The organism is Ramlibacter sp. G4-7 (assembly GCF_057784995.1).
In genome coordinates, this window is record NZ_JBYNTT010000001.1 from 308,256 (window position 1) to 334,955 (window position 26,700).

Genomic DNA, 26,700 nt, shown 5'->3' on the forward strand with positions numbered 1-26,700 from the left:
GTAGCAGGCACCGGGCCCGCGAGGCTGACACCCTTTTAGGTGGCTGGCCGCTGCATCGGAAGCCGCAGCCCCGAGATCTTCAAGGTGGCGACATCGACCGCAAAGCGCATCTGCGCGCCTTCGACGAAGAACTGGAGCGTCAGCGCTGCAGCGACGTCGTCGCCGGTGACCTGCGTGTTCCCGGTGCCCACGGCCGCGTTCCGTGCGGACAGGGAAGGCATGTCGACAGTGAGGCCGCGCCCGACCGCTTCCGAGTGGACGCGCACGGCATTGCGCCCGTCCGCGCGTCCCACCACCTCGGCTTGCACGCCAGGCGCGGCGAACTTGCCGTCGCCGAGTTGCACCTCGCCGGAGACTGCCGTGCGGTCGAACAGCACACGCGCCTGCTCGGTGAAGCCCAAGGCCGCTCCCGCCGGCGGCTGCCGCACCATGCTCTCGCCGAATTCCTGCAACCGCAGGCTGCCGCGGCCGGTGACCCACGGGCCCAGCAAGGCGCCCCGCTTTTCGTACTCGACACCCGCGACGGGAGCCGAAGGGAACTGGTAGAGATAACTGCGCCCGTTGGGAGCATCGACGTAGAGCCCCATGCGGCTGACGCCCATGCGCGAATCCGGACCCACGTGTTCCACGCTCGCATCGTTGAAGTCGATGGAGCCGTGGCGGATCGGCACCGTCACGTCCGCATCGAACAGCAACTGCGCATCGACGATGTCGGCGCGGATGGTGCCGTCCGCTGCGGCGAGCGGGCCGAGGCACCAGGGGCCCGCGACTGCCTCGCCTGTCGGGCCTTGGCCGGTTGGCGATGCAGGGGCCACGACCGGTGCCGCAGGCAAGCCCGCCTGGGGCTGCTGCAGGAGGATCGAGGGTCCGTGGACCTTCATGCCTGAAAGTTCCGCGCTCGCTGCGTCGACCCGTTCGAGGCGCGGCTTGCCGTCGACGTTGCGCAGGTGCGCGACGAGCTCGTGCAGCGTCAAGCGGCCGACCTCCACGACGAGCGCCCCCGATGCGAGCCGCAGCGCAACGGCCTCGAGCTTGCGGATCCGGACTTCGAGAGCACCTCCCTCCGCGGGTCCGAACGCCAGGCCCTCCAGCGAGACGCGATTGCCCGCGGCCGGGTCGGTGCCGGCGACCTGCAAACCCAGCACGATGTCGACGATTGAAGCTGCGAGCGTGGCGAGCATGGAGTGCGATCTTGGCAGCAAACGTGACGCGCGTGGGTGGGCCCCGCCCACGCGGGCGTGGCTCAGCCGCTGCGCATCCCTGCGCCCCAGTGCATGCGCTCGAGCGCTTCGGACACCATGCGCTCGATGATCACCGCGGCGGGGTCGATCGAGTGCACCAGGCCCGCCGCCTCGCCGAACCACACGGCCGCTTGTTCCGGGTCTCCCGCCGCGAACGCCTGCGCGTAGCGGGGTCCTTCCACCGCAGCGGCTTCCCGCAGCGCGTCCTCGCGGCCGTGCCAGCGCTGCGTGAATGCGTTGCGCCGGATGCGGGCCGTGAAGCCGTCCGGCCACGACAGCTGCCGCACGACATCGGGAACACGGGTGCGCAGCGTGCCGTCGCCAGTCGACGCCAGGATTGCCCCGTGGTGCCCCTCCTTCACCAGCGCCTCGCGGGACGCCCACAGGCGCGTGCCGACGAGTGCGCCATCGGCGCCCAGCATCAAGGCCGCCGCGAGGCCGCGGCCGTCGGCCACGCCGCCGGCGGCGAGAAGCACGGTGTCGGGTGCATGCCCGGCAAGGTAGTCGACCACCTCCGGGACGAAGCTCAAGGTACCGCGCAGCGCGCCGTGGCCGCCCGCCTCGGCTCCCTGCGCGACGACCACGTCCGCCCCGGCCTCCACGGCATCGCGCACGTGCGCCATGTCCTGGCATTGGCAGACCAGTGCCGCTCCCGCAGCGTGGATGGGCGCGGCGAAGGGCCGCGGGTCGCCGAAGGAAAGCATCACTGCGGCAGGCCGGTGCGCCAGCGCCGCGCCCAGCAGCGACGGCGTCTTCGCAAGAGACCAGGTGATGAAGCCCACGCCGATGCGTTCTCCTTCTGCCAGCGCGAACTGCTGCTGCAGCCAGACGAGGTCACCATAGCCGCCCCCGATCAGGCCGAGCCCGCCGGCGCGGCTGACCGCCGCCGCCAGCGCACCACCCGCCGCGAACGCCATGGGTGCGGACACGACAGGGTGCCGGAGCCCCAACTTCTGCGTCAGGCGCGTGGCGATTTCTGGCACGGCAAGCTCCCCGGTGACTAATCCTGTCCGAAGTATGGGGCCTTCCGGGCCACGGGCAGGCTGGCTCGCCAGAGGCTGCTCCGGGTCTCGCGCACGCGTCCAGGCGTCCGTCTCAGGCTCCGGTCGAGCGACAGCGCACGGCCGCTCTGGCCGGCGGCAGCTTGTCCCACCAGGTCCGTCCACGGGCGCCGACAAGCGGCCGGCCCATCAGGAGGACCATGAAGCGAACGCAAGAGGTTCTCCATGACACACCACAGCCCGCCCAACTTGCCTGCCAAGAGCGACAGGAACCCGCACGAGGTGAGCGGCGATGAAGCACGCCCGGTCGAAAACCACGAGCAGCACACGAACGGGGGAGGCCACCGCAGCGGCTCGCGCGGCGCTGGTACGGCCGAGAACTCGGACGGGAGGCACTTGCCGCAACAGGGGCCCAAAGGCGACGGTCCGTGAGCCGGCGCTCGGTGTCCGGCCGCTGCTAGCATGCGGGGAGCTGTTGCCACCAGAAGCCATGAAGCCCGCCTGTTGTGACCTGCCCCTGTTCCGGATCGAGGACTTCGAATACGGTTCCGTCATCAAGTCGGCGCATTTCCACTTCGCGCCGGTCCAGAACCTGATGGCGACGCTGCCCTACCCCCACCGGCATGACTTCTTCCATATCGTCTGGATCGACCGCGGTACCGGGCAGCACATCATCGACGAGGTGAAGTACGAGGTGCGGCCGGGAGCACTGTTCTTCATGGGGCCTGGCCAGGTCCACGACTTCGAGCTGTCCGACGATACGGAAGGCTACACCATCAGCTTCAGCTCGGAGTTCTTCGCCCTGCAGCTGCAGGACAAGAACATGCTGACGCAGATCCCCGTGTACGACCACGAGCATCGTGTCCACGCCGTCTATACGGAAGGTCGCGCCGTCCAGGAGATCCGCCGCACGCTCGAGCGCCTGCGGGAGGAATACGAGAACGAAGGCTACCGCGCGCAGGACGTGATCCGGTCCTATCTGTTCATCCTGCTGGTGCAGGCCTCGCGCGTCGCCGTGCCCACGGTGGGCACGGAAGTGGGCAGCCGCGCGCAGCTGCTGTTCCGCCGGTTCAAGGCCTTGCTGGACGAGAAGTTCGCCACGGTGCAGGAGCCCGAAGAATACGCGCGGCTGTTGCGCTGCACCGAACGCGCTCTGAACGATGCTGCCAGGCGCTGCGCTGGAAACACCACGGCGCAGCTGGTCCGCGACCGCGTGATCCTCGAAGCCAAGCGCATGCTCGCGCATTCCGGAGTCCAGGTGGCGCAGGTCGCCTCGGAGCTCGGCTTCGACGATCCGGCCTATTTCAGCCGTTGCTTCAAGAAGCACACCGGCCGCACGCCGGTGGAGTTCCGCCAGAGCCTCGTCCGCATGACCGAATAGCGCGCCGCAGGGGCGGGCTTGCGTTCACTTCATCGCGTGCGGCAGCCACGTGGAGATCGCCGGCACGTAGCTGATGACGAGCACGTCGAGCGTCAGCACGCTCAGGTACAGGCACACCGGCCGGGTGAGCTGGCTCATGCGCAGGTTGGCGATCTTGCAGGCCACGACCAGGTTCACCGCCACCGGCGGGGTCAGCATGCCGATCGCGACGTTCACGATCATGACGATGCCGAAGTGGATGGGGTCGATGCCGAACGTCGCCGCCACGGGCGCGAGGATGGGCGCCAGCAGGATGATGGTGACCAGTGCCTCGAGGGCCGTGCCGGCCACGAACAGCAGGACGTTCACCAGCAGCATGAAGACGATGGGACTCGAGGAAAACTGGGCGATGGCCTTGCCCAGGTTCTGCGGCACCTGCTCGATGGTCAGCACGTAGCCGAAGATGGCGGCGTAGCCCACGATCAGCATGATCAGGGAGGTGGCCACCATCGACTTCGAGAACACCGGCAGCAGCTCGCGCCACTTCAGTTCGCGGTAGACGAAAAGACCCACCAGCAAGCCGTACACCACGGCGATGACGGAGGCTTCGGTCGGCGTGAACACGCCCGCGTAGATTCCGCCGAGGATGATGAAGGGCATCAGCAATGCCCAGAACGAGTCCCGGAAGGCCTTCCAGAGGTTCGCGCGCCACTGCGCAAAGGACTGCGCCGGCGTGTTGTCGAAGCCGCGCCAACGCGCCATGACCACGATCGTGGCCACCAGCGACAGTCCGATCAGCAGGCCGGGGAGGAAGCCCGCGAGGAAGAGGCCGCCGATCGACACGTTGGCGACCAGGCCGTAGACCACCATCGGGATGGAAGGCGGGATGATCACGCCCAACTCGCCTGCCGCCGCGCAGGTGGCCGCGGCGAACGGCTTCGGGTAGCCCTTCTTCTCCATCGCGGGGATCAGCGTGGAGCCGATGGCAGCGGTGGTCGCGGACGATGATCCGGAGATCGTCGCGAAGAACATCGATGCGAGAACCGAGGCCGATCCCAGGCCGCCGCGGAACCAGCCCACCAGGGCATTGGCCAGCGCGATCAGGCGGCGGGAGATGCCGCCGGTCTGCATCAGGTGGCCGGCCAGGATGAAGAAGGGCACGGCCATCAGCGGGAACGAGTCCAGCGATTCGTACACGGCTTGCGCCAGGTTGACCAGCGGCAGCCCCTTCACGTGCAGCGCGATGAGTGAGGCAAAGCCCAGGCAAACCGCGACCGGGACGCTGAAGAACAGCAGGACGAGAACGGCAACGAGCAGAGCGGTGACCATGTTCAGGCTTTCTGGGGTTGCAGGGAGAGGTCCATTTCCTGGACCGCCTCGTCGGCTTCGTTGTCGATGACGTCGAGGATGTCCTTCTTGTCCAACCAGACCTCGGCGAGCAGCGTCAGGGCGTTGATGATGGTCAGCGCGGCGCCGACGGACATCGACGCGTAGACCCAGGCCATCTGGACGCCCAGCACGGGCGCGTTCTCGCTATGCCCGAACTCCATCCAGTCCAGGCCCAGCATGAAGATGCAGCCATAGAAGACGAGCGCCAAGCCATGGGCACTGAACTTGATGGCGCGCCCCAGCGTCGGCGGCACGGCGAGGACGAGTGCCTCCACCGCCAGCGCGTCGGCGCGCCGGGCGATGATCGCGGCACCGACGAACACGGCCCAGATCATGAGATAGCGTGAGAGCTCCTCGGTCCAGGGCACGCTGAACTGGATCTGCAGCTTTGCGAAGACAAAACGCACGAGCACCTGCAGGAAGATGAGTGCGGTCATCGCGGCCAGCGCGAGACCGCAGAAGAGGCCAAGGCCCTTGTTGAGGGCGTCGACGAGACAGATCAATGAGCGCATGAAAGGCTCCCGGAAAGGATTGACGCGAATGTATCGATCGCCCCGCGGCAGTCGGTAGGACGTTTCGCCGCATCACTTGCACTTTCCCGCCTAGGGCAAACACTAGGTCGTCGAAAAGTCCAAGCAATCCGCAATCGGGTCCTACCGCTTCGCACGCGCTCCTTCCTAGCATCCGGCGTCCAACCACCAAACCAGGAGACGCCATGAAATTCACGATTGCAGGTGCAGGCAGCATCGCCGCCGCCTCGATGTTCGCCACCGCCTTTGCGTTCGCCGCACCGGTGAGCCTCAACGTGGGCCACACGCTGGCGCCCGACAGCCACTACCAGATCGCCAGCAAGCGCATGGCGGAGATCGCCGCGAAGAAGTCGAACGGCGAGATCAAGATCAACGTGTTCCCGCAGTCGCAGCTCGGGGGCGAGGTGAAGATGATCCAGACGGCGCGCACCGGTGGCCTCGACATGTTCATCACCGCGCAGGCACCCTTGACCAACACCGTCAAGGCCTACAGCCTGTTCGACATGCCCTACCTGTTCGACAGCGTGGACCAGGCGAACCAGGTGCTGGGCGGCCCGGTCGGCAAGGAGTTCCTCGACATGCTGCCCAAGTACGGCCTGGTCGGCCTGGGCTTCCTGTCCGTGATGGAGCGCAACGTGTTCTCGTCCAAGCCGATCAAGACTGGCGCCGACATGGCCGGCATGAAGCTGCGCGTCATGCAGTCGCCCGGCTACGTCAAGGCCTACGAGGCGTTCGGCGCCCAGCCCACGCCCATGGCCTATCCCGACGTGTACATGGCCCTGCAGCAGGGCGTGGTCGACGGTGCCGACACCTCGCCCGACCAGTTCGTGATGGACAAGTTCGTCGAGGTCTCCAAGTACTACAACATCACCCGCGTGCACTACCTGCCGGCGCTGCTGATCGCCTCCAAGGCCACCTGGGACAAGCTCACCCCGGACCAGCGCAAGATCCTGCAGGACTCGGCCAGCGAGGCCCTCGCCGAGAGCCGCACCTACTACAAGAAGTCCTACGCCGACTCGATCGCCAGCATGAAGAAGGCGGGCGTGACCGTGGTGGAGCCCAACGTCGACAACCTCAAGCAGACCAGCGCGAAGGTGGACGAAGGCCTGCTCGCCGCCATCCCGGACGGCAAGGCCCTGTACGGCAAGGTCCAGGCGGCCAAGAAGGCGGTGAAGTAAGCATGGCCAAGCGACCGCACATGGACTGTTACGCCGTGGGCGACCACGGCGAGTTCGCCAAGACCGTCACCGACTTCGATGTCTATGGGTTCGCCGGCATCGTCGGCGACTTCTACGGCGTGCACGTGAACGAGGAGTTCGCGAAGAAGACCCGCTTCGAGCGCCGCATCGCACAGGGCGCGCTGTCGGTGGGCTTCCTCGCCACGGTGATGGGCTACATGGCGGCCAAGGCGCCGAATCCGGGCGCCGTCTCGTATCGCTACGACATCACGTTCAAGGGACCGGTGTACATCGGCGACACGGTGACGGCGAAGCTGGTGCTGGTCCGCAAGGACGAGGACCGCAACACCTGCGTGTTCGATGCGACCGTCACCAACCAGGCCGGGCTCGTCGTCGCCGAAGGCCAGACCTACCTGAAGGTGCTGTAGGCGATGAGCGACGGCTTGTCCCCACGCTTGCTGCAGGAGCAGCAAGGCCGCGTGCGGTGGATCACCATCAACCGGCCGGAGAAGCACAACGCCTTCGCGCCGGGGCTGCTGGCCGAAGTCGACGCGGCGCTGGACGTCGCGGCGGCCGACGAGGCCACGGCTGCGGTGGTGATCACGGGTGCCGGCAGCAAGGCCTTCGTGGCGGGCAATGACGTCGCCGCCCTCGCGGCGATGGACCCGATCGCGGCCTACCGCGACATGGTGGCGGGCCATCGCCTGATGCAGCGGCTGCACGAGTTCGCCAAGCCGACGATCGCCATGGTCAACGGCTACGCGCTCGGCGGCGGCTTCGAGCTGGCGCTGGCCTGCGACTTCATCGTCGCGGCCACCACGGCGCGATTCGGCTTTCCCGAAATCACGCTGAACACCATGCCCGGTTGGGGTGGCACCCAGCTCGCCGTGAAGAAGATGGGACTGGCACATGCCAAGGAGATGGTGCTGACCGGGCGCCACTACCGCGTGGAGGAGTGCCGCCACTTCGGCTTCCTGGCGCGCGTCGCCGAACCCGAGGCGCTGCGCGCCGAGACGCGGGCGCTTGCCGAATCGGTGACGCGCCACCATCCGTTCGCGGTGGAGATGGCCAAGCGCGCGGTCAACCGCGCTGCGGACCTGCCCCTGGCCGCGGGCCTCGAGTTCGAGGCCGCGACCTATGCCCTGAATTTCGGGACGCCGCACGCGACTGCGGGGTTCCGCCACTTCCTCGAGAAATGAACATGCCGCACTGGCTCACAGAAGAACACACGATGATGCGCGACGCCGTGCGGCGCTTCGCGGAGAAGGAGATCGCGCCTATCTCGCAGCGCCTGTGGGAGGAGGAAGCCTTCCCCTACGAGATCTGGAAGCGCGCCGGCGAGCTTGGCTTCACCGGCCTGCCGTATCCCGAGGCGTACGGCGGCGGCGGCGGCAGCTGGCTGTCGTTCGTGATCGTGCTGGAGGAGCTGGCGCGCATCGACTGCGCGGTGGCCAACTCCCTCATGGCGAATTCCTCGGTCGCCAGCCTGCTGAACGCGTATGGCAACGAGTCGCAGAAACACGCGCATCTGCGCCCGATCCTGGAGGGCCGCAGGATCGGCGCCATCGGGCTGACGGAACCGAATGCCGGATCCGATGCCGCCAACATCGCCACGAAGGCCACGCAGGACGGCGAGCACTGGATCATCAGCGGTGCCAAGACCTTCATCAGCAATTCCGGCACCGATGTGACGGGGCCGGTGGTGATCGCGGCGGTGACCGGTACGCGAGAGGACGGCCGCAAGGAGATCTCCAACTTCATCGTGCCGACCGGCACGCCGGGGTTCAGCACCGGACGCAAGCTCACCAAGATCGGCTGGCGTGCCTCGAGCACGTGCGAGCTGCACTTCGACCGCTGCAGGATTCCCGTGGGCAACCTGCTCGGCACGCGCGGCCACGGCCTGCGGCAGACCCTGGCGCAGATCAGCACCGGCCGCATCCTGATCGGCGCGCTCGGCCTGGGCATCCTGCAGGGTTCGCTGGACCGCGCGCGCGCCTACATGAAGGAGCGCACGGCCTTCGGCAAGGCGCTGACGGAGTTCCAGTCGCTGCAGTTCAAGCTGGCCGACATGGCCACGCACGCACACGCGGCACGGCTGATGCTGTACGACGCAGCGGCCGAGAAGGACGCGGGACGCCGCTTCGACCAGCAGGCCTCGATGGCCAAGCTGTTCACCACCGAGCGCGCCATGGAGGCCGCGCACCAGGCGATCCAGATCCACGGTGGCTACGGCGTCATCAGCGAGTACCCGGTCGCGCGCGCCTTCGGCGACGCGAAGGTGCTGGAGATCGTCGAAGGCACCTCCGAAATCCAGCGAATGATCATTTCGCGCGACCTGCTCGCGCAATAGACAAGGCAACAGGGAGAGAACAACATGCTCGAAGGCATCAAGGTCATCAGCTTCACCCACTTCCTGCAGGGTCCCTCGGCCGTGCAGATGCTCGCCGACGTCGGCGCGGACGTGGTCAAGATCGAGCCGCCCAAGGGCGCCTTCGAGCGCGGATGGGCGGGGTTCGACGCCTTCCAGGAAGGGGTGTCCATCTTCTTCCTGCTCGGCAACCGCAACCAGCGCGCCATCCAGCTCGATCTGCGCAACGAGAAAGCACGTGAGGTCGTGCGGCGCCTGGTCGCCGAGGCCGACGTGCTGGTGGAGAACTACCGCCCCGGCGTGCTGGCCAAGCTGGGCTTCGGCTGCGAAGACGCGAAGAAGATCAACCCGCGCCTCGTGTACTGCTCCTGCACCGGCTACGGCTCGACGGGCCCGTACCAGAAGCGCCCGGGCCAGGACCTGCTGCTGCAGGCGATGAGCGGAATGGCGATGCTGTCGGGAGATGGGGCGTCTGCGCCGACCCCGGTCGGGTCCGCCATCGTCGACCAGCACGCCGCCGCGCTGGCTGCCTTCGGCATCGTGGCGGCGCTGCAGAAGCGCGAGCGCACGGGCAAGGGCTGCATGGTGGAGAGCAACCTGCTGAACGCCGCGCTGGACCTGCAGATCGAGCCGTTCACCTATTACCTGAACAAGGGTCCGCTGTGGAAGCGCAGCTCCCCGGCCATGGGCTCGCGCTTCCATCCCGCGCCCTACGGTGTGTACAAGACGGCGGATGGCTGGATCGCGATCTCGCTCACCACCACCGCCAAGCTCGGGGCGGCCTTCGATTCCGCCGAACTGGCGTCGCTGGACCATCCCAAGGACCCCGTACGGCAGCGCGACCGGGTCCACCAGCTCGTGGCCAAGGCGCTGCTGGCGCGAACCACCGCCGCCGCGATGCGCGCCTTCGACGAGCACGACATCTGGTACGCGCCCGTGAACGACTACGAACAGGTCGAAGCCGACCCGCAGGTGGAACACAACGGCGTGGTCATGGAAGTGGACCATCCGCAGGCGGGCCCGGTACGGCTGATGGCGCACCCGGTGCGCTACGACGGCAAGGCACCAGCCCTGCGCCGCATGCCCCCGGCGCTCGGAGAGCACACCCGCGAGGTGCTGGCCGAAGCGGGCTACAGCGAGGAAGAGATCGAGCAGCTGATCGCCGAAGGGGTCGCCCTGGCCGCGCAGGCAAGGGAGGCTGCATGACATCCTCGTTCCTGAACTTCGACGACGTCGAGATCGGCCGCAAGCAGCGCCTGGAGCGGACCATCACCGCGACGGAAGTGGACACTTTCGGCCACCTGTCGGGTGACCTCAACCCGCTGCACATGGACGACCAGTTCGCGGCGCGCTCGCCCTTCGGGCGGCGCGTGGTGCACGGGCTTTTCACCGGCGCGCTGGTGTCGACCACGCACACCAGGCTCACCGGTCCGGGCTACGCCTACGTCGGCCAGGAGCTGAAATTCCTCGGCCCGGTGTTCATCGGCGACACGGTCAACGTGGAGGTCACCGTGGTGGGCAAGAAGGACGCCAAGCGCATCCTCATCCTCGACACGGTGGTCAGCAAGCAGACCGGCGAGAAGGTCATGGCCGGCCTGTCCGCGCTCAAGGAGCTGAAGTTTGCCTGAACCCGGCAGGTCGCGCGTCGTCGCGATGCTCCTGGCCACGGTGAGCGTCTGGGGCGCCAACGTGGTGATGATCAAGGTGATGGCCGCGCACTTCGATGCGGTCCACCTCGCGGCGATCCGCACCGTGGTGGCCTTCGCTTTCATCGCGCTGGTCGCGCGGCCGCTCGGCTTCCGGTTGCGCCGGATCGCCGGGGCGGACCTGCTGGCGCTCGCTGCCGCCGCCTTTTTGATGGTGTACGCGCACCAGATCCTGCTGACGCAGGGGCTCGCCCTGTCCACGGCCACCAATGGGGCGCTTGCCCTGGGGCTGAACCCGCTGCTGTCGGTTCTGCTGGGCGCCTTGATCTTCGGCGAGCGGCTCGGTTCCGCCGGCCTGGCGGGTGTCGGCCTGGGCGTTGCCGGCGCCGCCGTCGTGATCCTCAATCGCAGCGGAGCGCAATTGCGCTTCCAGGGCGTGGGCGATGCACTGCTGATCGCATCGATGCTGGTCTACGTCGGCGGCGGTGCCGTCATGCGCCGGCTCGCCGGCCGGATGGGGGCGGTCGCCATCGCCTGGTACATGCACCTGATCGGCGGGGCCATGCTGGTCGTGCACGCGGCGGTGCAGCCCGGCGTGTGGACCGCAGAAGCATGGCAGGCGCCGGCCTCCATCTGGGTACTGATCTTCGCTTCGGGCCTGTTCTCCACCGCCCTGGGCGGACTCGCCTGGAGCCATGGGATCGCGCGGCTGGGCCTCGGCCGCACGGCGGTGTTCCTCAACGTGCTGCCGCTGTCCGCCCTGGCGACGGCGGTGGTGTTCCTCGGCGAAGTGGTGATGCCCGCCCACGTCGCCGGGTTCCTGCTGGTGCTCACCGGCACCTGGCTCGCTAACCGGAAGAATTCGAATGAACCTGCTTTCCCTCCAGCCGGAAGAAGTCCTGCCGCGTGACGGCTGCGCCGGCACGCTGGTCGGCCGCGTGTGGCTGCCGGAAGTCCATGGTCCCGCCGTGGTCGCGGTGCGCGACGACGGCGTCTACGACATCAGCGCCCACGCGTCCACCATGTCCTCGCTGCTGGAATTGCCGCAGCCGGCGCGGTCCGTGCGTGCGATGACCGGCGCGCGCCTGGGCTCCCTGGCCCAGGTCCTGCCGCGCCTGCTGGCGCCCTGCGACCTGCAGGTGGTGAAGGCGAGCGGCGTCACCTTTGCCAGCAGCCTGCTGGAGCGCGTGATCGAGGAGCGCGCGGGCGGCGACCTGCGCAAGGCCGAGAGCATTCGCGCCGACGTGGAGAAGGCCATCGGTGGCGACCTGCGCGCCATCAAGCCCGGTTCGCCCGGCGCCCAGGAGCTGAAGGCCCTGTTGATCAGGCAGGGCATGTGGTCGCAGTACCTGGAAGTGGGCATCGGCCCGGACGCCGAGGTGTTCACCAAGGTGCCGGTGCTCTCCTCGGTCGGCAGCGGGGCCGAGATCGGCATCCACCCGAAGTCGGAGTGGAACAACCCGGAGCCGGAGGTGGTGCTTGCCGTCAACAGCCGCGGCGACGTCGTCGGCGCGGCGCTGGGCAACGACGTGAACCTGCGCGACTTCGAAGGCCGCAGCGCGCTGCTGCTGTCCAAGGCCAAGGACAACGCAGGCTCCTGCGCCATCGGCCCCTTCATCCGCCTCTTCGACGAGAGCTTCACCCTGGATGACGTGCGCCGCGAGGACATCGAGCTGCTGGTCGAAGGCCGCGACGGCTTCGTGCTGCGGGGCGCGAGCACCATGCGCGAGATCAGCCGCGACCCGCTGGACCTGGTCGCGCAGACCATCGGCGAGAACCACCAGTACCCGGACGGTTTCATGCTGTTTCTCGGAACGCTTTTTGCGCCCGCGCAAGACCGGGACGCGCCGGGCCGGGGCTTCACGCATCACGTGGGCGACGTCGTCACCATCCGCAGCCTCCGCCTCGGGGGCCTGCGCAACGTGGTCAACACCAGTGACCGCGTGGCGCCCTGGCAGTTCGGACTGCGGGCACTGTTCAACAACCTCGCGGCGCGCGGACTGCTCGCCCGGCAACTTTGACGACAAGGAGACAGGCATGACCAACCCCATCGCAGCCACGGCGCCGCAGCACAAGCTGTTCGCCTCCACACTCACGCGGCTGGCCGCCAAGGTGGCGGACGACGAGCGCACGATCGGCGTCGAATTTCCGCAGCTGACCGCGCCGGACGGCCGCTGGATCACCTTGCCCGCGTCGCTGTCGGCGGGCTACCAGGGCGAGGCCTGGAGCCACGGCAACTGGTTCTGCGGCTTCTGGGTGGGCCTGCTGTGCGCGTCCTACCTGCAGACCGAGGACAGGAAGTACCTGGGCTGGATGCGTGAGCGCATGCGGCTGGTGGCGCAGCGCGCGGACGACGGCAACACGCACGACATCGGCTTCATCTTCGACAGCAGCGCCATCCCGGCCTATCACGTGACCGGCGACACCTGGTATGCGGACATCGCCATGAAGGCCGCCGAGCGGCTGCGCGCCCGCATCGTCAACACGCGGAGCGGCAGCTACATCGCTTCCTGGGGGCCGCTGAGCGATGCGCGGGCGCGCTGCAGCTCCGCCATCGACACCATGGCCAATCTGCCGCTGCTGTATTGGGCTGCACGCCACAGCGGCGATGGCAGCTTCGCGCTGGCCGCCGAGGCCCATGCGCAGATGACGGCCAAGGGCTTCATCCGTCCGGACCTGTCCACGTACCACGCAGTGGAGTACGACACGGTCACCGGTGAGCGCGTGCGGGGCTACACGTTCCAGGGCTTTGCCGACGAGTCCGCGTGGTCGCGCGGCCAGGGCTGGGCGATCTACGGCTATGTCACGTCTGCGCGCGAGACCGGCAAGGTCGAATACCTGCAGCTCGCCGAGAAGCTGGCCGACTACTACATCCGTCGCCTCGATGGCCGCAAGATCCCGCCCTACGACTTCGACGCCACCGGCGAGGACGCGAAGATCCTCGACACCGCCGCGGGCGCGGTGGTCGCCTCCGCACTGATCGAGATGGGCCGGATCCACCCGGACGCGGCAGCCGCCAAGCGCTGGAGCACGGCCGGCTGCGAGATGCTGGAGAACCTGTGCCGCGAGGCCTTCGCCAGCGAGGACAGCCACCGTGGCGCGCTCAAGCACTCGTGCTATTCACGGCCGCACAAGGAGGGCGTGGACAGCGCCACCATGTTCGGTGACTTCTTCTTCGTCGAGGCCTTGTGCCGCGTCGTGCAGCCGGGCCGCCTGCGCCCGGAGATTTCCGCGATTTCCTGAGGAGACCCGCAACATGAAGACGATCCAGTGGCGGGGCGTGTTCCCCGCAGTCACCACCAAGCTGAAGCCTGACCTGTCGCTCGACCTGCCGGCCATTCGCGCCGGCGTGGAGCGCCTGATCGGCGACGGCGTCGCCGGTGTCGTGATGATGGGCATGGTGGGCGAGAACGCACAGCTGGCGCCCGAGGAGAAGTTCGCCGTGCTGCGCACCACGGTCGAAGCGGCCGCGGGCCGCGTGCCCGTGATTTCCGGCCTGGCCGAGACCAGCACGCAGCGCGCCACCGCCTACGCGGCCGAAGCGCAGAAGCTGGGCATCTCCGGCTTCATGGTGTTCCCGGGCCTGACCTACAAGTCGGACGCACGCGAGACGGTGGAGTTCTACCGCTCGGTGGCACGCGCCACCGAGCTGCCCCTGCTGCTGTACAACAACCCGCGCGGCTACGGCGTGGACCTCACGCCGGACGTCGTCGAGCAGCTGCTGGCCGAGCCGAACATCGTGGCGCTCAAGGAGGAGTCCTATGACGTCACCCGCGTCACCGACCTGATCACCCGCTTCGGCACCCGCCTGAACGTGGTGTGTGGCGTGGACGACCTGATCCTCGAAAGCGCCGTGCTGGGCGTCACGGCCTGGGTCTCGGGGATGGCGAATGCCGTGCCGCGGGCTTCGGTGAAGCTGCTGGAGCTGGCCAATGCCGGCGAGTACGCCAAGGCGCGCGAACTGTATCGCGTGCTCACGCCGCTGTACCACCTGGACACCGAGGTCAAGCTGGTGCAGCACATCAAGCTGGCCGAGCACATGATCACGGGCAGCAGCGAAGCGATGAAGCCGCCGCGCCTGCCGCTGGCGGGCAAGGAGCGGGAGAGGACGATGGAGATCACGCGCAGGACGCTGGAAGGCCTGAAGGCCCTCGGGTATTGATCCTGGCGGGGAGGGCGCGAACCCGCCGCGCGCGCCCACCAGCAGCCTGTCAAATTGACGCAGGACGGTCCTGCTCACTCGCCGTCCTGCGGCCGCCCGGCGCGCCGCATCCGGACCTGAAGCGTTGCGCCCAGCAGCCATCCCCACAGGAGGTGATCCGCGAATTGCGGCCAGAACGGCAGTGCCGCGATCGACGGGAACAGCAGCGGCGCGACGATGCGAAGGTCCAGCAGGGCGACCAGGGCCGCTCCCGCCACGGCCCAGAGCGCGGTGTGGCGGCGCGGCAGCAGCAGGGCGAACACGAACGTCCAGAACGCGGAGACGGCCGGGTGCACGAGCGCGGCAGCGGCGAACAGTGCCGGTGTTCCGGCGTCGGGCGCGAGGATCATGGCGCCCGCCGCCCGCGTGGCTTCGAGCGGATCCGTCCCCATCGCGAGCGCCAGCAGGGTCGAGGGCAGGCCGCTGAACGCCGTCGCGATCAGCCAGGCAAGCAACAGGTCTCGCCGGCGCAAGTGTCCCAGTGCCCCTGGTTTCATCCCGCCTTGCGCTTGCCTTTGCGCGGCGTCTTCGCCGCCGCGGCACCCTTGGCCGGCTCGCGCGGCATCCTCTCTGCCGCGCGCTCCAGCCACTGCAAGGCCTCGATCTGCACCAGGAAGCGCCGCAGGTACTCCGGCGAGAGTTCGCGCATCAGCGCGAGGGAGCGCAGCACCAGCACGTGCGAGTTCAGGGGCCCGGCGTTGGCGGGCTGGCGGGCCGCCGCTTCGGCCAGCTGCTGCAAGGCGAGCTGGCCGTTCCACATGCGGCGGAAGCGCCGCACGCTGCGCAGCTCCTCCTCGTCGTGCACTTCGCCCGGCAGCAGCGGCTCCGCGGCTGCGGCGCGGGCCCGCCGGATGTGCGCGTTGAGCTCGGCGAGCGGGGAGGCCATCACTTCGCCGGCGCGGGCTTGGCGGCGCGTGGCACCGGCGCCATCTCCACCCGGCGGTTCATGGCCCGCCCTTTCTCGTTCGCGTTCGACGCCACCGGCTGCTCCGCGCCGAAGGCCGCCGCGAACACCTGCGCGCCCGGCATGCCTTCCTCGATCAGGGCGCGCGTGACGGTGAGCGCGCGCTGCGCCGACAGCTCCAGGTTGTCCGCGAAGCGCCTGTTGCCGTCCTGCACCTTGCGGTCGTCGGTGAAGCCGCTGACCATCAGCATCTCGTTGCGTTCGCCCAGGTACACCCGCAGCGGATGCACCAGGCTCCTGAGGACCTGGCGCCCTTCGGGCCGCAGCTCGTCGGAGCCGAGCGGGAAGAGCACGCTGCCGCTGATGCCGATGCGGCCGTTGTCCAGCGTGACCCGCCCGGACGCCAGCGGGATCGCCAGCGCCTTCTCCAGCGCGATGCGGCGCTGTTCCTCGATGCGCCGCTTCTCCATCTCGGACTGCAGGCTGTTGACCAGGTCCATCTGCACCACCAGCACGCCCAGCAGCACCAGCACGAAGGCGCCCAGCAGGCCCGTCATCAGGTCGGCGAAGACCGCCCAGACGGGGCCGAACGCGCCACCGCTCTCGAGTTCGTCCGCATCCGTCATGCCCGCGCCTCCTCCAGCGCCGGCGCAGGCTTGGCGGCGGGCTTGGCCTGCGCCTGCCGCAGCTGCTCCACCAGGCCCTGTTGCGAGGCGATGCTCAGGTCGATGACTTCGCGTGCCTGCGCGACGTAGTAGGCGAGCTGTTCGTCGCTGCGCGCGGTGGACTGCACCAGCGAGCTCTCGATGCGGCCCAGCGTCGCGATGAGTTTCTCGTTGCTCTCCTGGAACTGCTGCACGCCTTGCTGGAAGCCCGTGGCCAGCTGCGCGACGTCCTGCGCGCCTTGCGCCACCTGCGCCGCGACCTCGCCGGCCTGCGCGCCGCGCGCCTCGAGGACCTGCGCAAAACGCTCGCCTGCCTGTTCCAGCACCGAGGAAGCGGAGGCCACCAGCGCCTCGGTGGCCGTGCGCTGCTCGCCGGCCGCGGTGTTCACGGCCTGCATCAGGGAGCGCAGTTGCTCGAGCAGCTGCGTGCGTTCCTGCAGCGCGAGGTTGTCCTTGTCGCCCAGTCGGCTCATCTCCTGGCGCAGCTCGGTGATCACGCCGGCCGCGGCCTGCGGGACTTCCGAGGCGGTCTGCAGGAGGCGCGTCAGCGGCGCTTCCAGCGCGGCACCGAGATCGGCCAGGTGCTGCGCGACCGCGCCCTGCAGCTCGCCCAGGCGCGCCACGGCGAGCTGGCCGCGCTCGGCTTCGTCCGCGCGCAGTCCGGAGAGCTGCTCGCGCGAGTGGTCCACCAGCTGCGCGACCTGCGCATGCGTGCGCTGCCATTCGGATTGCAGGGAGCCCGCCAGCGACTGCAGCGAGTCCGTCCACGCGGCGAGGCGTTCGCGTTCGGCCTTGGCGTGCACTTCCTGCTGCCTGGCGAGCGTCTCGCTCACCGCTGCGACCGTTCCCGCGAACTGCTGCGACAAGGCATCTGCCTGCGACTGCGCCACGCCGGCCAGGCGCTCGTGCAGGCGCTGCGACTCGCCCACCACCTGCGCCATCGCGCTTTCGACCACCGGGCGGATCGCCGTGCCCGCGGCCTGCGCGCCGGCGGCCAGGCTTTGTTGCAGGGAGGTGCCGACGCTGGCCGCGAGCGTGTCGTACGCGGTGGTGACCTCGCGCTGGAACAGCGCATGCCGCTCCAGCAGCTGCGTGTCGAGCTGTTCGCTGCGGCGCTCCATGCGCTCCATCAGCGCGCGCAGCGTCAGGGCCACCTCGGGCAGCACCCCCGCCTGCGACTGCAGCGCGCGCAAGGTCTCCTGCCGCTGGTGCGCCAGCGAGAAGGGCCGCAGCGCGCTGGCGATGCGTGCATCGAGCACGCGCGCGACCTGCAGGCGCTCACGGCGGGCGATGGCCGACATCAGGCCCAGCATGGCGGAGGCGGCGACGCCGGCCACCGAGGTGCCGAAGGACAGGCCCAGGCCCTTGATGGGCGCCGCGAGCGCCGCGCGGATCGCGGACAGGTCGGTCGAGCCCTCCAGCGCGAACACCGCGCCCTGGAAGGTCATCACCATGCCCAGGAAGGTGCCGAGCATGCCCAGCATCACGAGCAGGCCGACGAGGTAAGGCGTGAGCGCGGGGCCGGGCAGCACGCCGCGCTCGGCTTCGACGCGCATGCGCACGGGTTCGCGCAAGGAGGCGGGCACGCGCGACAGCCAGTCGCCCAGGCGAGCGGGCGGCTCGGACAGGGCGGCAAGCGCGGAGCGCAGGCCGCCGGTGGCTGCGCGGAACTGCCGCAGCTCCAAGGCCCCCAGCAGGTACGCGCCGGCGATCAGCGCCGTCACCAGCAAGGGCAGCCAGCTCGAACCCAGGAATCCGAAGCCGATCCAGGCCAGGACCGCCAGGCCGGCCGCGAAGGCCCCGGCGAAAGAAATCTTGGTCATCGTGGGTTGTTCCATTCCGTCCTCTGTGCATCGACGAGCCCGGCGACCGGTTCCAGGCGCAGGTCGAGTTCGGCGAGCAGCGCGTGGCGCCAGTCGCTTTCGAAAGTGGTGCGCCAGGCGCCGCTGCCGTCGCCGCCGCGGCGCAGTTCGGCGAAGCGGCGCGCGAGCACGCTGCTCACCTGGGGCAGCAGCGATTGTTCCCGGCGTGCGAGCAGTTGTTCCATGGCGGCGTCGAGCGTGGCGAGCTGCCGCAGCCGCGGCGTGGCGCGCAGCAGCACCTGGCGCGCGTGGTCGCGCAGCGCGCCCACCATCTGCTCCATCTGGCGCTGCAGCTCCTGGTGGCGGCGCTGGTACGGGGCGTAGCCGGCCTGCGCCTTCTCCGCCGCGTCGAGATCCGCCAGGGGGTCGCGCGCGATCGCCTGCGAAAGCAGGGCGCGCAGCTGGCGGAAGTCTTCCGCGACGTCCTGCGTCCGCGTGCCCCGCCGCTGCGCGGTGGCAGGTGCTGCGGCCGGCACCGCGCGGATGGCCTGGTGCGCCGCCTGCAGGTGGATCGCGTCGAAGGCGTTGAGCCACAGGCTCAGGCGCTCGGCGAAGTCCATGCCGGCGGGCTCCGCGTCCGCGGGCATCCAGCCGGCCAGGTGGCGGACCAGTGCGGAACGGGCGGGGGTGCTGCGCAAAAAAGCCAATCCTCTGCACCCAGGGGTGCGAACACGAAGCGTCAGGGTAGGGCGCGGGCCGCCGGAGGCCGGGGCAGGAGGCGGACCCCCGTCGGGCCCGCCAGGGCGCGCCCCGTATTAGAAACGATCCCGCGTCGGTTTCCCCCCTCCGGCGGGGTGGCTCGGCCGCGGCAAAGTAACGAAGATCGCGACCGCCGCAGCACTGTGCATTTTTTCCGGTGCAGGGCGGACCGCCGCCCGCGGTGCGGGTTCGCAACGACGCTCGTCGTGCGCCCCTGACCGCGCGGCGGCGCTCCCCGGGGCGCCCGAGGCCCGCCGGTATAACCGGACGACGAATGTGAGGGGAGGCGCACCGAAATGTTGCGAAGAGCATCCGTTCTGCTGGGACTGGCCGTGCTGCTGTCCCTGCTGTTTCCCGTGCGGGTCCTGCTGAAGGAAGGCGGCATCGAGCCGTCCACGGTGGGCCTGGCCGGGATCGACCTCGCCGGGATCTGCGCCCTGGTGGCCGTGGCGCCCGCGCTGCTGCTGGCGCGCGATGCGGAGCTGGCGCATCGGCTCCCGCGCTGGAACCCGTGGATCGTGCTGCTGGCGCTGTTCTCGCTGCTGTTCCTGCTGTCGCACGCGAGCTGGTCGGAGGAATGGGCCGGCGCCTGGCTGCGCGACGCCATCGCGCAAGGCGGCGTGCAGGTGTCGGACGGTGCAGTGCTTCAGGCCGTCGAATTCTCTGCGCGGCTCGGCGTGCTGGTGTGCCTCGTCGGTGTGCTGGTGAACCTGGAGTCGGTGCCGGACGACGTCGAATCCCTGCTGCCGCGCCGGAGGAGGAAATGAAGCGCCTCTACGTCGCCCTCACGCTGCTGCTCGCCGCCTTCTTCTCCACGCTGGACCAGCTCGATCGCGCCCACGGGCTGCTCGCGCGCATCGGCGTGCAGCGCTGGATGACCGAGCTCGCGCTGGCGGCCGGCCTGGTCGCGCTGTTCGTGCAGATGGCGCAGGTGCACCGTCGCCTGCTGTTCCCGCGCCGCGGCCTGCGCATCCTGCTGGTGGGGATCGCCGCCTATGCGTTCGGCGTGGCCGTGGCCACGGGCCTGCTCGCGCGCGTGATGGACCTCGTGCCGCTGGACGATGCCGTCTGGAACAGCGCCCCGCAACTCGTCGCGATGCTGACGCCGCTGCCCTTCCTGGTGGTCGCCGAGGTGCTGCTGGTGGTGGGCGCCTTCCGGGCCCTGACAAACCTCGTGCCGCCGGACGAATTCGCGGCCGACTACTAGTGTTCTGCCCCGCAGGACACTAGCGCCGAGCTCCTGCTGTAGGCCGAGCGCGCATCCTCGCGCCGCGCGGCCCCACGCTGCGGACGCGCTTCCTATACTGGCCCGCGCCATGCGTGCCATGAACCTCTTCCGTTTGTCCGCCGCGGCCCTGCTGGCCGCCTTGCCATTCGCCAGCCAGGCCGCATTGCTCGACCAACCCATGCCGCCCGAGCAGTTCCAGGCCTGCGTGCAGAACCTGGCCGGCCAGACCGCGCTCTCGGGCCGCCCGCTCACGCGCGAGGAGTTCGACCAGTTCGCGACCAACGCGCGCTACGACGACCGCGTGCGGCAGTCGCTGCTGGTGCAGGCCGGCGAGCCCACCTACTGGTGGGACGAGCTCGCGGGGGTCACCGACGCGCAGCGCGTGCAGGACGGCCAGCGCATCCTCGCCGCCAATGCGGCCACGCTGCAGCGCATCGAACAGCAGTTCGGCGTGCCCAAGGAGATCGTGGTCGCGATCTATGGCATCGAGACCAACTTCGGTCCTTCGCAGGGCCGCATCCCCGTGCTCGACGCGACGCTGAGCCTGGCCTGCCTGCGCCCGTGTGCGGAGACCGCGAACACGCCGGGAAGCTGCGCGCCGCGGGAACGCGCATTCGCCGCCGTGCGCGTGTTGCGGGACAAGCGCGTGCATCCCGAGAACTTCGTCGGCTCCTGGGCCGGCGCCTTCGGCCGCACGCAGTTCGTTCCGGACAGCTTCGAGCAGCTCGCCGTGGACTTCGACGGCGACGGCTATGCGGACATCGTGCAGTCCGAGGCCGATGCCTGGGCGACAACCGCCAACCATCTGAAGCTGCGCGGGGGGTGGGACATGAGCCTGCCGGTGTACGTGGAGGTCGCGGTACCGGCGGCCCTGCAGGCGGAGTTCAATACCGGCGGCGAGGCCAAGCGGCTCGCGGACCGCGTGCAGAAACAGTCGCAGTGGAACGCGCAAGGCTGGATGGAAGTCGGCCCCGGCGGCGAGAAGCGGCCGCTGCAACTGGCCGGCGACCCCGATCTCTATCCCTTCTTCCCCGTGGGCCTGCCGGGCCCGGCCTTCCTGGTCTCGCGCAACTTCGACACCATCCTGCGCTACAACCGCTCGGTGCGCTACGTGATGGAGGTTGCATTGCTCGCGCGCAAGATCGGGGGCGGCTCCGACTTCGCCACGGCGTGGCCGACGGACGACCCTGGCCTGAGCCGCGCCCAGGTCAAGCAGCTGCAGGCCTGGCTGCTGCAGCGTGGCCACGCGCAGGTGGTGCCGGACGGCGTGATGGGTCGCAACACGCGCGATGCCATCGCCGCGGAACTCACCGCCAAGGGCCTGCCGCCGCAGCGGCGCGCGGGCCAGCGCACGATGCAGCTGCTGATGCAGCCCTGAGCCCATGGCGCGAGCCAAGCCCGAGTGGGCGGTCTGCATCGGCCGCTTCCAGCTGTTCCACAACGCCCAGCTCGCGCTGCTGCGCGAAGCCCTGGAGCTCGCCCCGCGCGTTGCGGTGCTGGTCGGCTCGGCACACCAGGCGCGCTCGCCCCGCAACCCCTTCACTTTCGACGAACGCGTCGGGGCGATCCGGCTCGTGCTGGACGAGCAGGAGCGTGCCCGCGTGACCTTTCTCCCGGTGCGTGACGTGTACGACGAGAAGCGGTGGGCCCGGCAGGTGCAGGAGGAGATGGCGAAGCTCACCGGTTCGCCGAACACGCGCATCGTGCTGGTGGGGCATCGCAAGGACGCCACCACCGACTACCTGGACGCCTTTCCCGGCTGGGACCTGCACGACGTGGGCCGACAGGGAGAGGTGCACGGCAAGTCCTTGCGTGCGGTGCTCTATGCCTCCCCGACGATCGAGACGGCACTTGCGGCGCTGGCCAGCCAGGTGCCGCCGGCGATGGTGGATTTCCTGCGGTCCTGGGCGCAATTGCCCTTCCTGGCGCGCCTGCGCGAGGAATGGGCGGAGCTGTCCGAGGAACACGACAAGTGGGCGGGCTCGCCGTACCCGCCGGTGTTCGTGACGGTCGATGCGGTCGTGCGCGTCGCCGACCGGGTGCTGTTGATCCGGCGAGGTCGCGCGCCCGGCAAGGGGCTGCTGGCAGTGCCGGGCGGCTTCATCGAGCAGCGCGAGACGGCCTACCAGTCGGCGGTGCGCGAACTCCAGGAAGAGACGGGCTTCGAACTGTTGCCCTCCGAGATGGAGCACGCGCTGAAGGCCACGCGCGTGTTCGACCACCCGGACCGCAGCCAGCGGGGCCGCGTCATCACGCACGCGTTCCATTTCGACCTGGGCGAACGCATGCTGCCCGAGATCGCGGCCAGCGACGACGCGGCGGAAGCGAGATGGGTGCCGATCGCCGACCTGCCGTCACTGGAGGAGCAGTTCCACGACGATCACTTCCACATCCTGGACTCGTTCCTGGGGATCACGTGAGCGCCAGGGGAACCCCACCGCCACCGCGTCAGCGGTGCCCGGTCACGAAATCGTTGCCGCTGCGGTCCACCCCCTTCAACAACCACAGGGGCCTGCGCCCGAAATCCACCGCCACGCCGGTCTTCCCGTCCGACGGCCGCAGCTTGCGATCGAACAGCGACGTCGAAGGCATGTAGCGCAGCGCCACGCCCGTGCGGCGGCGCGTGGACGTGTTCGGCCGCGCGCCATGGATCATGTACACGTCGTGCAGGGACATCTCGCCCGGTTCCAGTTCGACGTCCACGGCCTGCGCCTCGTCGAACGCACCGGCGGCCATGCGCTGGTTGAGCGTGAGGTCGGTGCGGTCTTCGTGCAGGTGCGGATGCAGCGTGCGCGCCGCGTGCGAGCCCGGCACCACGCGCAGGCAGCCGTTGCCGCGGTCGGATGCTTCCAGCGCGACCCACACGGTGCACGTGGCCAGCGGCCGGATCGGCCAGTAGTGGCCGTCCTGGTGCCAGGGCGTTTCGTAGCCGTCCACGGGCGGCTTGCAGAACACGTGGCAGCCCCAGAGGATCACGTCCTCGCCGATCACGCCCGAGACGAGGTCGACGATTTCCGGATCGCGCGCGAGTTCCAGGAACGCCGCGCTGCCGCGCACGCCTTCGCCGTTGTCGCCTTCGATGTGCGCGGACACGAGCTTTTCCGGGCGCACGCCAGGGTTTCGCGCAATGAGCTCGTCCAGCGCCTCGCGCATCGCGTCCGTGCGTTCGCGGGGCAGGCGCCACGCGGGCTTCACCCAGCCTTCGTGCTGGTAGCGGGCGATTTCATCCAGGGAGAGCTGGGCCATGCGGCGCTCACTTGGCCATCACTTGACCGCGGATTTCCCCGCCCGGATGCGCGCGGGTGTGCACGTTCGCGTACCAGTGCCCGGCGAGCAGGTCCGCGGCCTGTGCCTCGGTCAGCGTCGCTTCACCCTTGATCGGATCCGCCGGATTCGCGAACGGCAGGACGACGCCGGCGTTCTGTCCGCTCGACGCCGGGCCGTGGAAGTGGGCGGCTGTCGCGGCGCCGCTCAGGCCCGTATAGGTGACCGTATAGGCCAGCTTGCGCGTTTCCTTGTTGTACGTGCCTTCGACCATGCCGCGACCCGCGGTGTTCACGACGGGGACCTCCTCCGAACCCGACATGCTGCCTCCGATGCGCACGGTGTTCCAGGGCATTGAGGCGCAGGCGCTGAGCGCAGCCGCGAAGGCTGTGGCAAGGATCAGGTTCCTGGGAATGTGCATGGTCTTTTTCAGTGCGTGGCGACAGTGCCGGCCCCGAGATTGCCATGCAATGGGGGCGGTGGCGAGAGGGATTCGCACTACAGCTCGCCGGCCCCTCTGACACGCGCACGCTCAGGTCACCGGCGCCGGATTGAACAGCACCAGCTGGTTGGCCAGCTTCCACTGCTCGGCCCAGGTCTTCTTGCGGCCGCTGGCGACGTCCAGCATGAGGCGAAACAGTTCCCAGCCCACGTCCTCGATCGTCGCCTTGCCCTCGGCAATGGTGCCGGCGTTGACGTCCATCAGGTCGTGCCAGCGCCGCGCCAGGTCGCTGCGCGTCGCCACCTTGATCACGGGCACTTCGGCCAGGCCGTAAGGCGTGCCGCGGCCGGTGGTGAACACGTGCAGGTTCATGCCCGCGGCCAGCTGCAGGGTGCCGCAGATGAAGTCGCTGGCGGGCGTCGCCGCATACACCAGGCCCTTCTGCTTGACCTTCTCGCCGGGCGACAGCACGCCGGCGATGCGCGAGCTGCCGGACTTGACGATGGAGCCCATCGCCTTCTCGACGATGTTGGACAGGCCGCCCTTCTTGTTGCCGGGCGTGGTGTTGGCGCTGCGGTCCACCGAGCCGCGGCGCAGGTACTCGTCGTACCAGCCCATCTCGCGCACGATGGCTTGGGCGATTTCGGGCGTGGCTGCGCGCGAGGTGAGCTGGGCGACGCCGTCGCGCACCTCGGTGGTTTCCGAGAACATGATGGTGGCGCCCGCGCGCACCAGCAGGTCGGCGCAGTAGCCCACCGCCGGATTGGCCGTCACTCCGGAGAACGCATCGCTGCCGCCGCACTGCACGCCGACGACCAGCTCGCTGGCCGGCACGGTCTCGCGCCGGCGCTGGTTCAGGCGTTCCAGGTGCACCGTGGCCTGGCGCATGATCGAGTCCACCATCGACATGAAGCCGACGTGCGCCTCGTCCTGCAGGCACACCACGTCCAGCTCGGGCGCTTCGCCGCGCGTGTCCGCGATCGGGATGGTGCCGGGGGGCAGCAGGCGTTCCGGCTGCAGCTTCTCGCAGCCCAGGCTCACCACCATCACCTCGCCCCCGAAGTTCGGGTTCAGGCTGATGTTGCGCAGGGTGCGGATCGGGATCACGGCATCGGGCGCGTCGATCGCCACGCCGCAGCCGTAGCCGTGCTCCAGCGCCACCACGTCGTCGACGTGCGGATAGCGGGGCAGCAGCTCGCGCTTGATGCGGTCGACGGCGAAGTTGGTCACGCCGGCCACGCACTGAACGCTCTGCGTGATGGCCAGGATGTTGCGCGTGCCCACCGAGCCGTCCGGGTTGCGGAAGCCCTCGAAGGTGTAGCCCTCCAGCGGCTTCGCTTCGTCGCGCGCCGCGGTGGCGAACGGCAGGTCCTCGAGGCTGCGCGCCTGCGGCATGCGCAGCAGGCGCTCGTGCACCCAGCTGCCCGCCGCGATGTCCTTCTCGGCATAGCCGATCGGCACGTTGTAGCGCAGCACGGCGGAGCCGGCCGGAATATCGACCAGCGCCACCTTGTGCCCCTGCGGCACTTTGTCGCGCAAGGTGAGGCCGGACGCGAAGACGGTGCCGGGCGGCAGCCCGCCGTCGTTGGCCACGATCGCGACGTTGTCCGCCGCGTGCATCGTGATGTAGAGGGGCTCGGCCATCACTCGGCTTTGATGTTCGCGGAGGCGACCACCTGGGCCCAGCGGCGGCGCTCCTTGTCGAAGAACTGGTCCTGCTGCACGGGCGTCATGGTCACAACCTCGGCGCCCTGGCCCGCGAGACGGCCGCGCACTTCCGGGTTCCGGATCGCGGCCACGAGTTCCGCGTTCAGCTTCTGCACGATGGCTTCCGGCGTGCCGCGCGGCACCAGGACGCCCTGCCAGCTGCCCGACTCGAAGCCCGGCACGCCCTGTTCCGCGATCGTAGGCACGTCGCCGATCAAGGGCATGCGCGTGCCCTTGGACACGCCCAGCAGCTTCAGCTTGCCGCCCTGCACGTGCGGCAGCGTGGCCAGCATCCCGTTCATCATGACCTGGCACTGGCCGCCGACCGTGTCGGTGATCGCCTGGCTGCCGCCCTTGTAGGGCACGTATTGCCAGCGCGCGCCGCTGGCCTGTGCCAGGGACACGCCCGCGAGGTGTGGTGCGCCGCCGGTGCCGCTGACGGCGAAATTCAGCTCCTTCTGCTTCGAAAGCGCCACCAGTTCCTTGAGGTTGTTGGCGGGCACGGAAGGATGGACCACCAGCAGGTGGGGGGAGTAGGCGAGCATGGTCACCCCGCGCAGGTCCTTCGACGGGTCGAAGGCCAGCTTTGGGTACATGGCCGGCGAGATCGACAGCGCACCCACGTCGCACAGCAGCAGGTTGTAGCCGTCAGGCGCGGATTTAGCGACGAGATCGGCGCCGAGGTTGCCATTTGCGCCCGGCTTGTTGTCGACGATCACCGTCTGCTTGAGCGACTCCGCCAGCAGGTTGCTGACGGCCCGCGCGAGGATGTCCGAGGACCCGCCCGGCGGGTAGGGCACCACGATGCGGACCTGCTTGCTGGGCCACTTGTCGGCCTGGGCGAACGCGGCGGGGGCGGCGATGAAAGCGGCAGTGGCCTGCAGCACCTTGCGTCGTTGGATCGTCATGTGTCGTGTCTCCTTGGAAGTTGTCATTGCGGGCTCGACCGGCAATCCATGGGCGCCTGATCGGTCGCCTTATGGATCCCGGGTCGAGCCCGGGATGACATGGGTTG

At 69.1% G+C, this 26,700-nt stretch carries 28 protein-coding genes; 15 read left to right on the forward strand and 13 right to left on the reverse strand.

The genetic code is table 11. The annotated features are described in order from the left end of the window. Positions 1 to 35: 35 nt before the first annotated feature. Together AC3EGR_RS01505 and AC3EGR_RS01510 are read right to left on the reverse strand one after the other, a co-directional pair. Positions 36 to 1,181, reverse strand: a complete 1,146-nt coding sequence (locus AC3EGR_RS01505) for a hypothetical protein (protein ID WP_488544657.1) — start codon at positions 1,179 to 1,181, stop codon at positions 36 to 38. 62 nt (positions 1,182 to 1,243) lie between these two features. After that, on the reverse strand, positions 1,244 to 2,224 hold the full coding sequence (locus tag AC3EGR_RS01510) for an NAD(P)H-dependent flavin oxidoreductase (protein WP_488544658.1): 981 nt from the start codon (positions 2,222 to 2,224) through the stop codon (positions 1,244 to 1,246). A gap of 508 nt (positions 2,225 to 2,732) precedes the next feature. On the opposite strand from AC3EGR_RS01510, the gene AC3EGR_RS01515 reads away from it, so the two are divergent. Continuing rightward, complete coding sequence (locus tag AC3EGR_RS01515) at positions 2,733 to 3,623, forward strand: helix-turn-helix domain-containing protein (protein ID WP_488544659.1); 891 nt, start codon at positions 2,733 to 2,735, stop codon at positions 3,621 to 3,623. A gap of 24 nt (positions 3,624 to 3,647) precedes the next feature. On the opposite strand, the gene AC3EGR_RS01520 is transcribed toward AC3EGR_RS01515, so the two are convergent. Both AC3EGR_RS01520 and AC3EGR_RS01525 read right to left on the reverse strand, forming a co-directional pair. Continuing rightward, on the reverse strand, positions 3,648 to 4,931 hold the full coding sequence (locus AC3EGR_RS01520; protein ID WP_488544660.1) for a TRAP transporter large permease: 1,284 nt from the start codon (positions 4,929 to 4,931) through the stop codon (positions 3,648 to 3,650). 2 nt (positions 4,932 to 4,933) lie between these two features. Continuing rightward, positions 4,934 to 5,503 carry a TRAP transporter small permease gene (locus AC3EGR_RS01525; protein WP_488544661.1) on the reverse strand — a complete coding sequence of 190 codons (570 nt, stop codon included), beginning with the start codon at positions 5,501 to 5,503 and terminating at the stop codon, positions 4,934 to 4,936. Between the two features lie 203 nt (positions 5,504 to 5,706). Between AC3EGR_RS01525 and AC3EGR_RS01530 the strand changes: the two genes are divergently transcribed. Genes AC3EGR_RS01530 through AC3EGR_RS01575 form a run of 10 tightly spaced genes read left to right on the forward strand, consistent with a single transcriptional unit; the run spans position 5,707 to position 14,875 of the window. After that, entirely contained in the window at positions 5,707 to 6,699 is a 993-nt protein-coding gene (locus AC3EGR_RS01530; protein ID WP_488544662.1) for a TRAP transporter substrate-binding protein, read from the forward strand. 2 nt (positions 6,700 to 6,701) lie between these two features. Continuing rightward, entirely contained in the window at positions 6,702 to 7,127 is a 426-nt protein-coding gene (locus AC3EGR_RS01535; RefSeq protein WP_488544663.1) for a MaoC family dehydratase, read from the forward strand. Positions 7,128 to 7,142: 15 nt separating this feature from the next. Further along, positions 7,143 to 7,898 carry an enoyl-CoA hydratase/isomerase family protein gene (locus AC3EGR_RS01540; RefSeq protein WP_488544664.1) on the forward strand — a complete coding sequence of 252 codons (756 nt, stop codon included), beginning with the start codon at positions 7,143 to 7,145 and terminating at the stop codon, positions 7,896 to 7,898. Positions 7,899 to 7,900: 2 nt separating this feature from the next. Then, entirely contained in the window at positions 7,901 to 9,049 is a 1,149-nt protein-coding gene (locus AC3EGR_RS01545; protein WP_488544665.1) for an acyl-CoA dehydrogenase family protein, read from the forward strand. Positions 9,050 to 9,073: 24 nt separating this feature from the next. Next, a complete protein-coding gene (locus AC3EGR_RS01550) occupies positions 9,074 to 10,273 on the forward strand; it encodes a CaiB/BaiF CoA transferase family protein (protein ID WP_488544666.1) in 1,200 nt (399 codons plus the stop codon). Further along, positions 10,270 to 10,695: a MaoC family dehydratase gene (locus AC3EGR_RS01555; RefSeq protein WP_488544667.1), complete on the forward strand. Its 426-nt coding sequence runs from the start codon at positions 10,270 to 10,272 to the stop codon at positions 10,693 to 10,695. Before AC3EGR_RS01550 ends, AC3EGR_RS01555 begins: the two co-directional genes overlap by 4 nt. Then, positions 10,688 to 11,623, forward strand: coding sequence for a DMT family transporter (locus AC3EGR_RS01560; RefSeq protein ID WP_488544668.1), 936 nt, complete (start codon positions 10,688 to 10,690; stop codon positions 11,621 to 11,623). The genes AC3EGR_RS01555 and AC3EGR_RS01560 overlap by 8 nt, the downstream gene beginning before the upstream one ends. Then, entirely contained in the window at positions 11,580 to 12,734 is a 1,155-nt protein-coding gene (locus AC3EGR_RS01565; RefSeq protein WP_488544669.1) for a fumarylacetoacetate hydrolase family protein, read from the forward strand. The genes AC3EGR_RS01560 and AC3EGR_RS01565 overlap by 44 nt, the downstream gene beginning before the upstream one ends. Before the next feature lie 16 nt (positions 12,735 to 12,750). Continuing rightward, positions 12,751 to 13,956, forward strand: coding sequence for a glycoside hydrolase family 88 protein (locus AC3EGR_RS01570; RefSeq protein ID WP_488544670.1), 1,206 nt, complete (start codon positions 12,751 to 12,753; stop codon positions 13,954 to 13,956). Between the two features lie 13 nt (positions 13,957 to 13,969). Continuing rightward, positions 13,970 to 14,875, forward strand: coding sequence for a dihydrodipicolinate synthase family protein (locus AC3EGR_RS01575; protein ID WP_488544671.1), 906 nt, complete (start codon positions 13,970 to 13,972; stop codon positions 14,873 to 14,875). Positions 14,876 to 14,949: 74 nt separating this feature from the next. Here AC3EGR_RS01575 and AC3EGR_RS01580 read toward each other — a convergent pair whose 3' ends face one another. The 5 genes from AC3EGR_RS01580 to AC3EGR_RS01600 are packed head-to-tail and all read right to left on the reverse strand — an operon-like array spanning position 14,950 to position 18,983. Further along, positions 14,950 to 15,369, reverse strand: coding sequence for a hypothetical protein (locus AC3EGR_RS01580; RefSeq protein WP_488544672.1), 420 nt, complete (start codon positions 15,367 to 15,369; stop codon positions 14,950 to 14,952). Positions 15,370 to 15,407: 38 nt separating this feature from the next. Then, positions 15,408 to 15,800 carry a DUF2894 domain-containing protein gene (locus AC3EGR_RS01585; protein ID WP_488544673.1) on the reverse strand — a complete coding sequence of 131 codons (393 nt, stop codon included), beginning with the start codon at positions 15,798 to 15,800 and terminating at the stop codon, positions 15,408 to 15,410. Continuing rightward, on the reverse strand, positions 15,800 to 16,444 hold the full coding sequence (locus tag AC3EGR_RS01590; RefSeq protein WP_488544674.1) for an OmpA family protein: 645 nt from the start codon (positions 16,442 to 16,444) through the stop codon (positions 15,800 to 15,802). Before AC3EGR_RS01590 ends, AC3EGR_RS01585 begins: the two co-directional genes overlap by 1 nt. Next, the gene (locus AC3EGR_RS01595) at positions 16,441 to 18,306 is read right to left on the reverse strand and encodes a hypothetical protein (protein ID WP_488544675.1); all 1,866 of its coding nucleotides are present in this window, start codon (positions 18,304 to 18,306) and stop codon (positions 16,441 to 16,443) included. The genes AC3EGR_RS01590 and AC3EGR_RS01595 overlap by 4 nt, the downstream gene beginning before the upstream one ends. Next, a complete protein-coding gene (locus AC3EGR_RS01600) occupies positions 18,303 to 18,983 on the reverse strand; it encodes a DUF3348 family protein (protein ID WP_488544676.1) in 681 nt (226 codons plus the stop codon). Before AC3EGR_RS01600 ends, AC3EGR_RS01595 begins: the two co-directional genes overlap by 4 nt. A 357-nt stretch (positions 18,984 to 19,340) precedes the next feature. Between AC3EGR_RS01600 and AC3EGR_RS01605 the strand changes: the two genes are divergently transcribed. From AC3EGR_RS01605 to AC3EGR_RS01620, 4 genes are all read left to right on the forward strand, one after another. Further along, the gene (locus AC3EGR_RS01605) at positions 19,341 to 19,811 is read left to right on the forward strand and encodes a hypothetical protein (RefSeq protein WP_488544677.1); all 471 of its coding nucleotides are present in this window, start codon (positions 19,341 to 19,343) and stop codon (positions 19,809 to 19,811) included. Further along, positions 19,808 to 20,251, forward strand: a complete 444-nt coding sequence (locus tag AC3EGR_RS01610) for a hypothetical protein (protein ID WP_488544678.1) — start codon at positions 19,808 to 19,810, stop codon at positions 20,249 to 20,251. The genes AC3EGR_RS01605 and AC3EGR_RS01610 overlap by 4 nt, the downstream gene beginning before the upstream one ends. Positions 20,252 to 20,369: 118 nt before the next feature. Then, on the forward strand, positions 20,370 to 21,650 hold the full coding sequence (locus AC3EGR_RS01615) for a lytic murein transglycosylase (protein WP_488544679.1): 1,281 nt from the start codon (positions 20,370 to 20,372) through the stop codon (positions 21,648 to 21,650). Positions 21,651 to 21,654: 4 nt separating this feature from the next. Beyond that, positions 21,655 to 22,692: an NUDIX domain-containing protein gene (locus AC3EGR_RS01620; protein ID WP_488544680.1), complete on the forward strand. Its 1,038-nt coding sequence runs from the start codon at positions 21,655 to 21,657 to the stop codon at positions 22,690 to 22,692. A 28-nt stretch (positions 22,693 to 22,720) separates the two neighbouring features. Here the strand turns inward: AC3EGR_RS01620 and AC3EGR_RS01625 are convergent, their stop codons facing one another. The 4 genes from AC3EGR_RS01625 to AC3EGR_RS01640 form a co-directional block, all read right to left on the reverse strand. Then, the gene (locus tag AC3EGR_RS01625; protein ID WP_488544681.1) at positions 22,721 to 23,518 is read right to left on the reverse strand and encodes a phytanoyl-CoA dioxygenase family protein; all 798 of its coding nucleotides are present in this window, start codon (positions 23,516 to 23,518) and stop codon (positions 22,721 to 22,723) included. A gap of 7 nt (positions 23,519 to 23,525) precedes the next feature. Further along, positions 23,526 to 23,957, reverse strand: a complete 432-nt coding sequence (locus AC3EGR_RS01630) for a CHRD domain-containing protein (RefSeq protein ID WP_488544953.1) — start codon at positions 23,955 to 23,957, stop codon at positions 23,526 to 23,528. 111 nt (positions 23,958 to 24,068) lie between these two features. After that, positions 24,069 to 25,622 carry a galactarate dehydratase gene (gene garD / locus AC3EGR_RS01635; protein ID WP_488544682.1) on the reverse strand — a complete coding sequence of 518 codons (1,554 nt, stop codon included), beginning with the start codon at positions 25,620 to 25,622 and terminating at the stop codon, positions 24,069 to 24,071. After that, positions 25,622 to 26,593, reverse strand: a complete 972-nt coding sequence (locus tag AC3EGR_RS01640) for a Bug family tripartite tricarboxylate transporter substrate binding protein (protein WP_488544683.1) — start codon at positions 26,591 to 26,593, stop codon at positions 25,622 to 25,624. The genes garD and AC3EGR_RS01640 overlap by 1 nt, the downstream gene beginning before the upstream one ends. Positions 26,594 to 26,700: the final 107 nt, after the last annotated feature.

What these genes read in the sequence shown, in the direction of transcription:
- AC3EGR_RS01555 (WP_488544667.1), top strand. Translation starts at nt 10,270, where the DNA reads ATGACATCCTCGTTCCTGAACTTCGACGACGTCGAGATCGGCCGCAAG.
- AC3EGR_RS01640 (WP_488544683.1), bottom strand. Translation starts at nt 26,593, where the DNA reads ATGACGATCCAACGACGCAAGGTGCTGCAGGCCACTGCCGCTTTCATC.
- AC3EGR_RS01520 (WP_488544660.1), bottom strand. Translation starts at nt 4,931, where the DNA reads ATGGTCACCGCTCTGCTCGTTGCCGTTCTCGTCCTGCTGTTCTTCAGC.
- AC3EGR_RS01585 (WP_488544673.1), bottom strand. Translation starts at nt 15,800, where the DNA reads ATGGCCTCCCCGCTCGCCGAGCTCAACGCGCACATCCGGCGGGCCCGC.
- AC3EGR_RS01610 (WP_488544678.1), top strand. Translation starts at nt 19,808, where the DNA reads ATGAAGCGCCTCTACGTCGCCCTCACGCTGCTGCTCGCCGCCTTCTTC.
- AC3EGR_RS01525 (WP_488544661.1), bottom strand. Translation starts at nt 5,503, where the DNA reads ATGCGCTCATTGATCTGTCTCGTCGACGCCCTCAACAAGGGCCTTGGC.
- AC3EGR_RS01565 (WP_488544669.1), top strand. Translation starts at nt 11,580, where the DNA reads ATGAACCTGCTTTCCCTCCAGCCGGAAGAAGTCCTGCCGCGTGACGGC.
- AC3EGR_RS01550 (WP_488544666.1), top strand. Translation starts at nt 9,074, where the DNA reads ATGCTCGAAGGCATCAAGGTCATCAGCTTCACCCACTTCCTGCAGGGT.
- garD (WP_488544682.1), bottom strand. Translation starts at nt 25,622, where the DNA reads ATGGCCGAGCCCCTCTACATCACGATGCACGCGGCGGACAACGTCGCG.
- AC3EGR_RS01615 (WP_488544679.1), top strand. Translation starts at nt 20,370, where the DNA reads ATGAACCTCTTCCGTTTGTCCGCCGCGGCCCTGCTGGCCGCCTTGCCA.
- AC3EGR_RS01625 (WP_488544681.1), bottom strand. Translation starts at nt 23,518, where the DNA reads ATGGCCCAGCTCTCCCTGGATGAAATCGCCCGCTACCAGCACGAAGGC.
- AC3EGR_RS01590 (WP_488544674.1), bottom strand. Translation starts at nt 16,444, where the DNA reads ATGACGGATGCGGACGAACTCGAGAGCGGTGGCGCGTTCGGCCCCGTC.
- AC3EGR_RS01515 (WP_488544659.1), top strand. Translation starts at nt 2,733, where the DNA reads ATGAAGCCCGCCTGTTGTGACCTGCCCCTGTTCCGGATCGAGGACTTC.
- AC3EGR_RS01595 (WP_488544675.1), bottom strand. Translation starts at nt 18,306, where the DNA reads ATGACCAAGATTTCTTTCGCCGGGGCCTTCGCGGCCGGCCTGGCGGTC.
- AC3EGR_RS01620 (WP_488544680.1), top strand. Translation starts at nt 21,655, where the DNA reads ATGGCGCGAGCCAAGCCCGAGTGGGCGGTCTGCATCGGCCGCTTCCAG.
- AC3EGR_RS01630 (WP_488544953.1), bottom strand. Translation starts at nt 23,957, where the DNA reads ATGCACATTCCCAGGAACCTGATCCTTGCCACAGCCTTCGCGGCTGCG.
- AC3EGR_RS01545 (WP_488544665.1), top strand. Translation starts at nt 7,901, where the DNA reads ATGCCGCACTGGCTCACAGAAGAACACACGATGATGCGCGACGCCGTG.
- AC3EGR_RS01530 (WP_488544662.1), top strand. Translation starts at nt 5,707, where the DNA reads ATGAAATTCACGATTGCAGGTGCAGGCAGCATCGCCGCCGCCTCGATG.
- AC3EGR_RS01570 (WP_488544670.1), top strand. Translation starts at nt 12,751, where the DNA reads ATGACCAACCCCATCGCAGCCACGGCGCCGCAGCACAAGCTGTTCGCC.
- AC3EGR_RS01575 (WP_488544671.1), top strand. Translation starts at nt 13,970, where the DNA reads ATGAAGACGATCCAGTGGCGGGGCGTGTTCCCCGCAGTCACCACCAAG.
- AC3EGR_RS01505 (WP_488544657.1), bottom strand. Translation starts at nt 1,181, where the DNA reads ATGCTCGCCACGCTCGCAGCTTCAATCGTCGACATCGTGCTGGGTTTG.
- AC3EGR_RS01535 (WP_488544663.1), top strand. Translation starts at nt 6,702, where the DNA reads ATGGCCAAGCGACCGCACATGGACTGTTACGCCGTGGGCGACCACGGC.
- AC3EGR_RS01605 (WP_488544677.1), top strand. Translation starts at nt 19,341, where the DNA reads ATGTTGCGAAGAGCATCCGTTCTGCTGGGACTGGCCGTGCTGCTGTCC.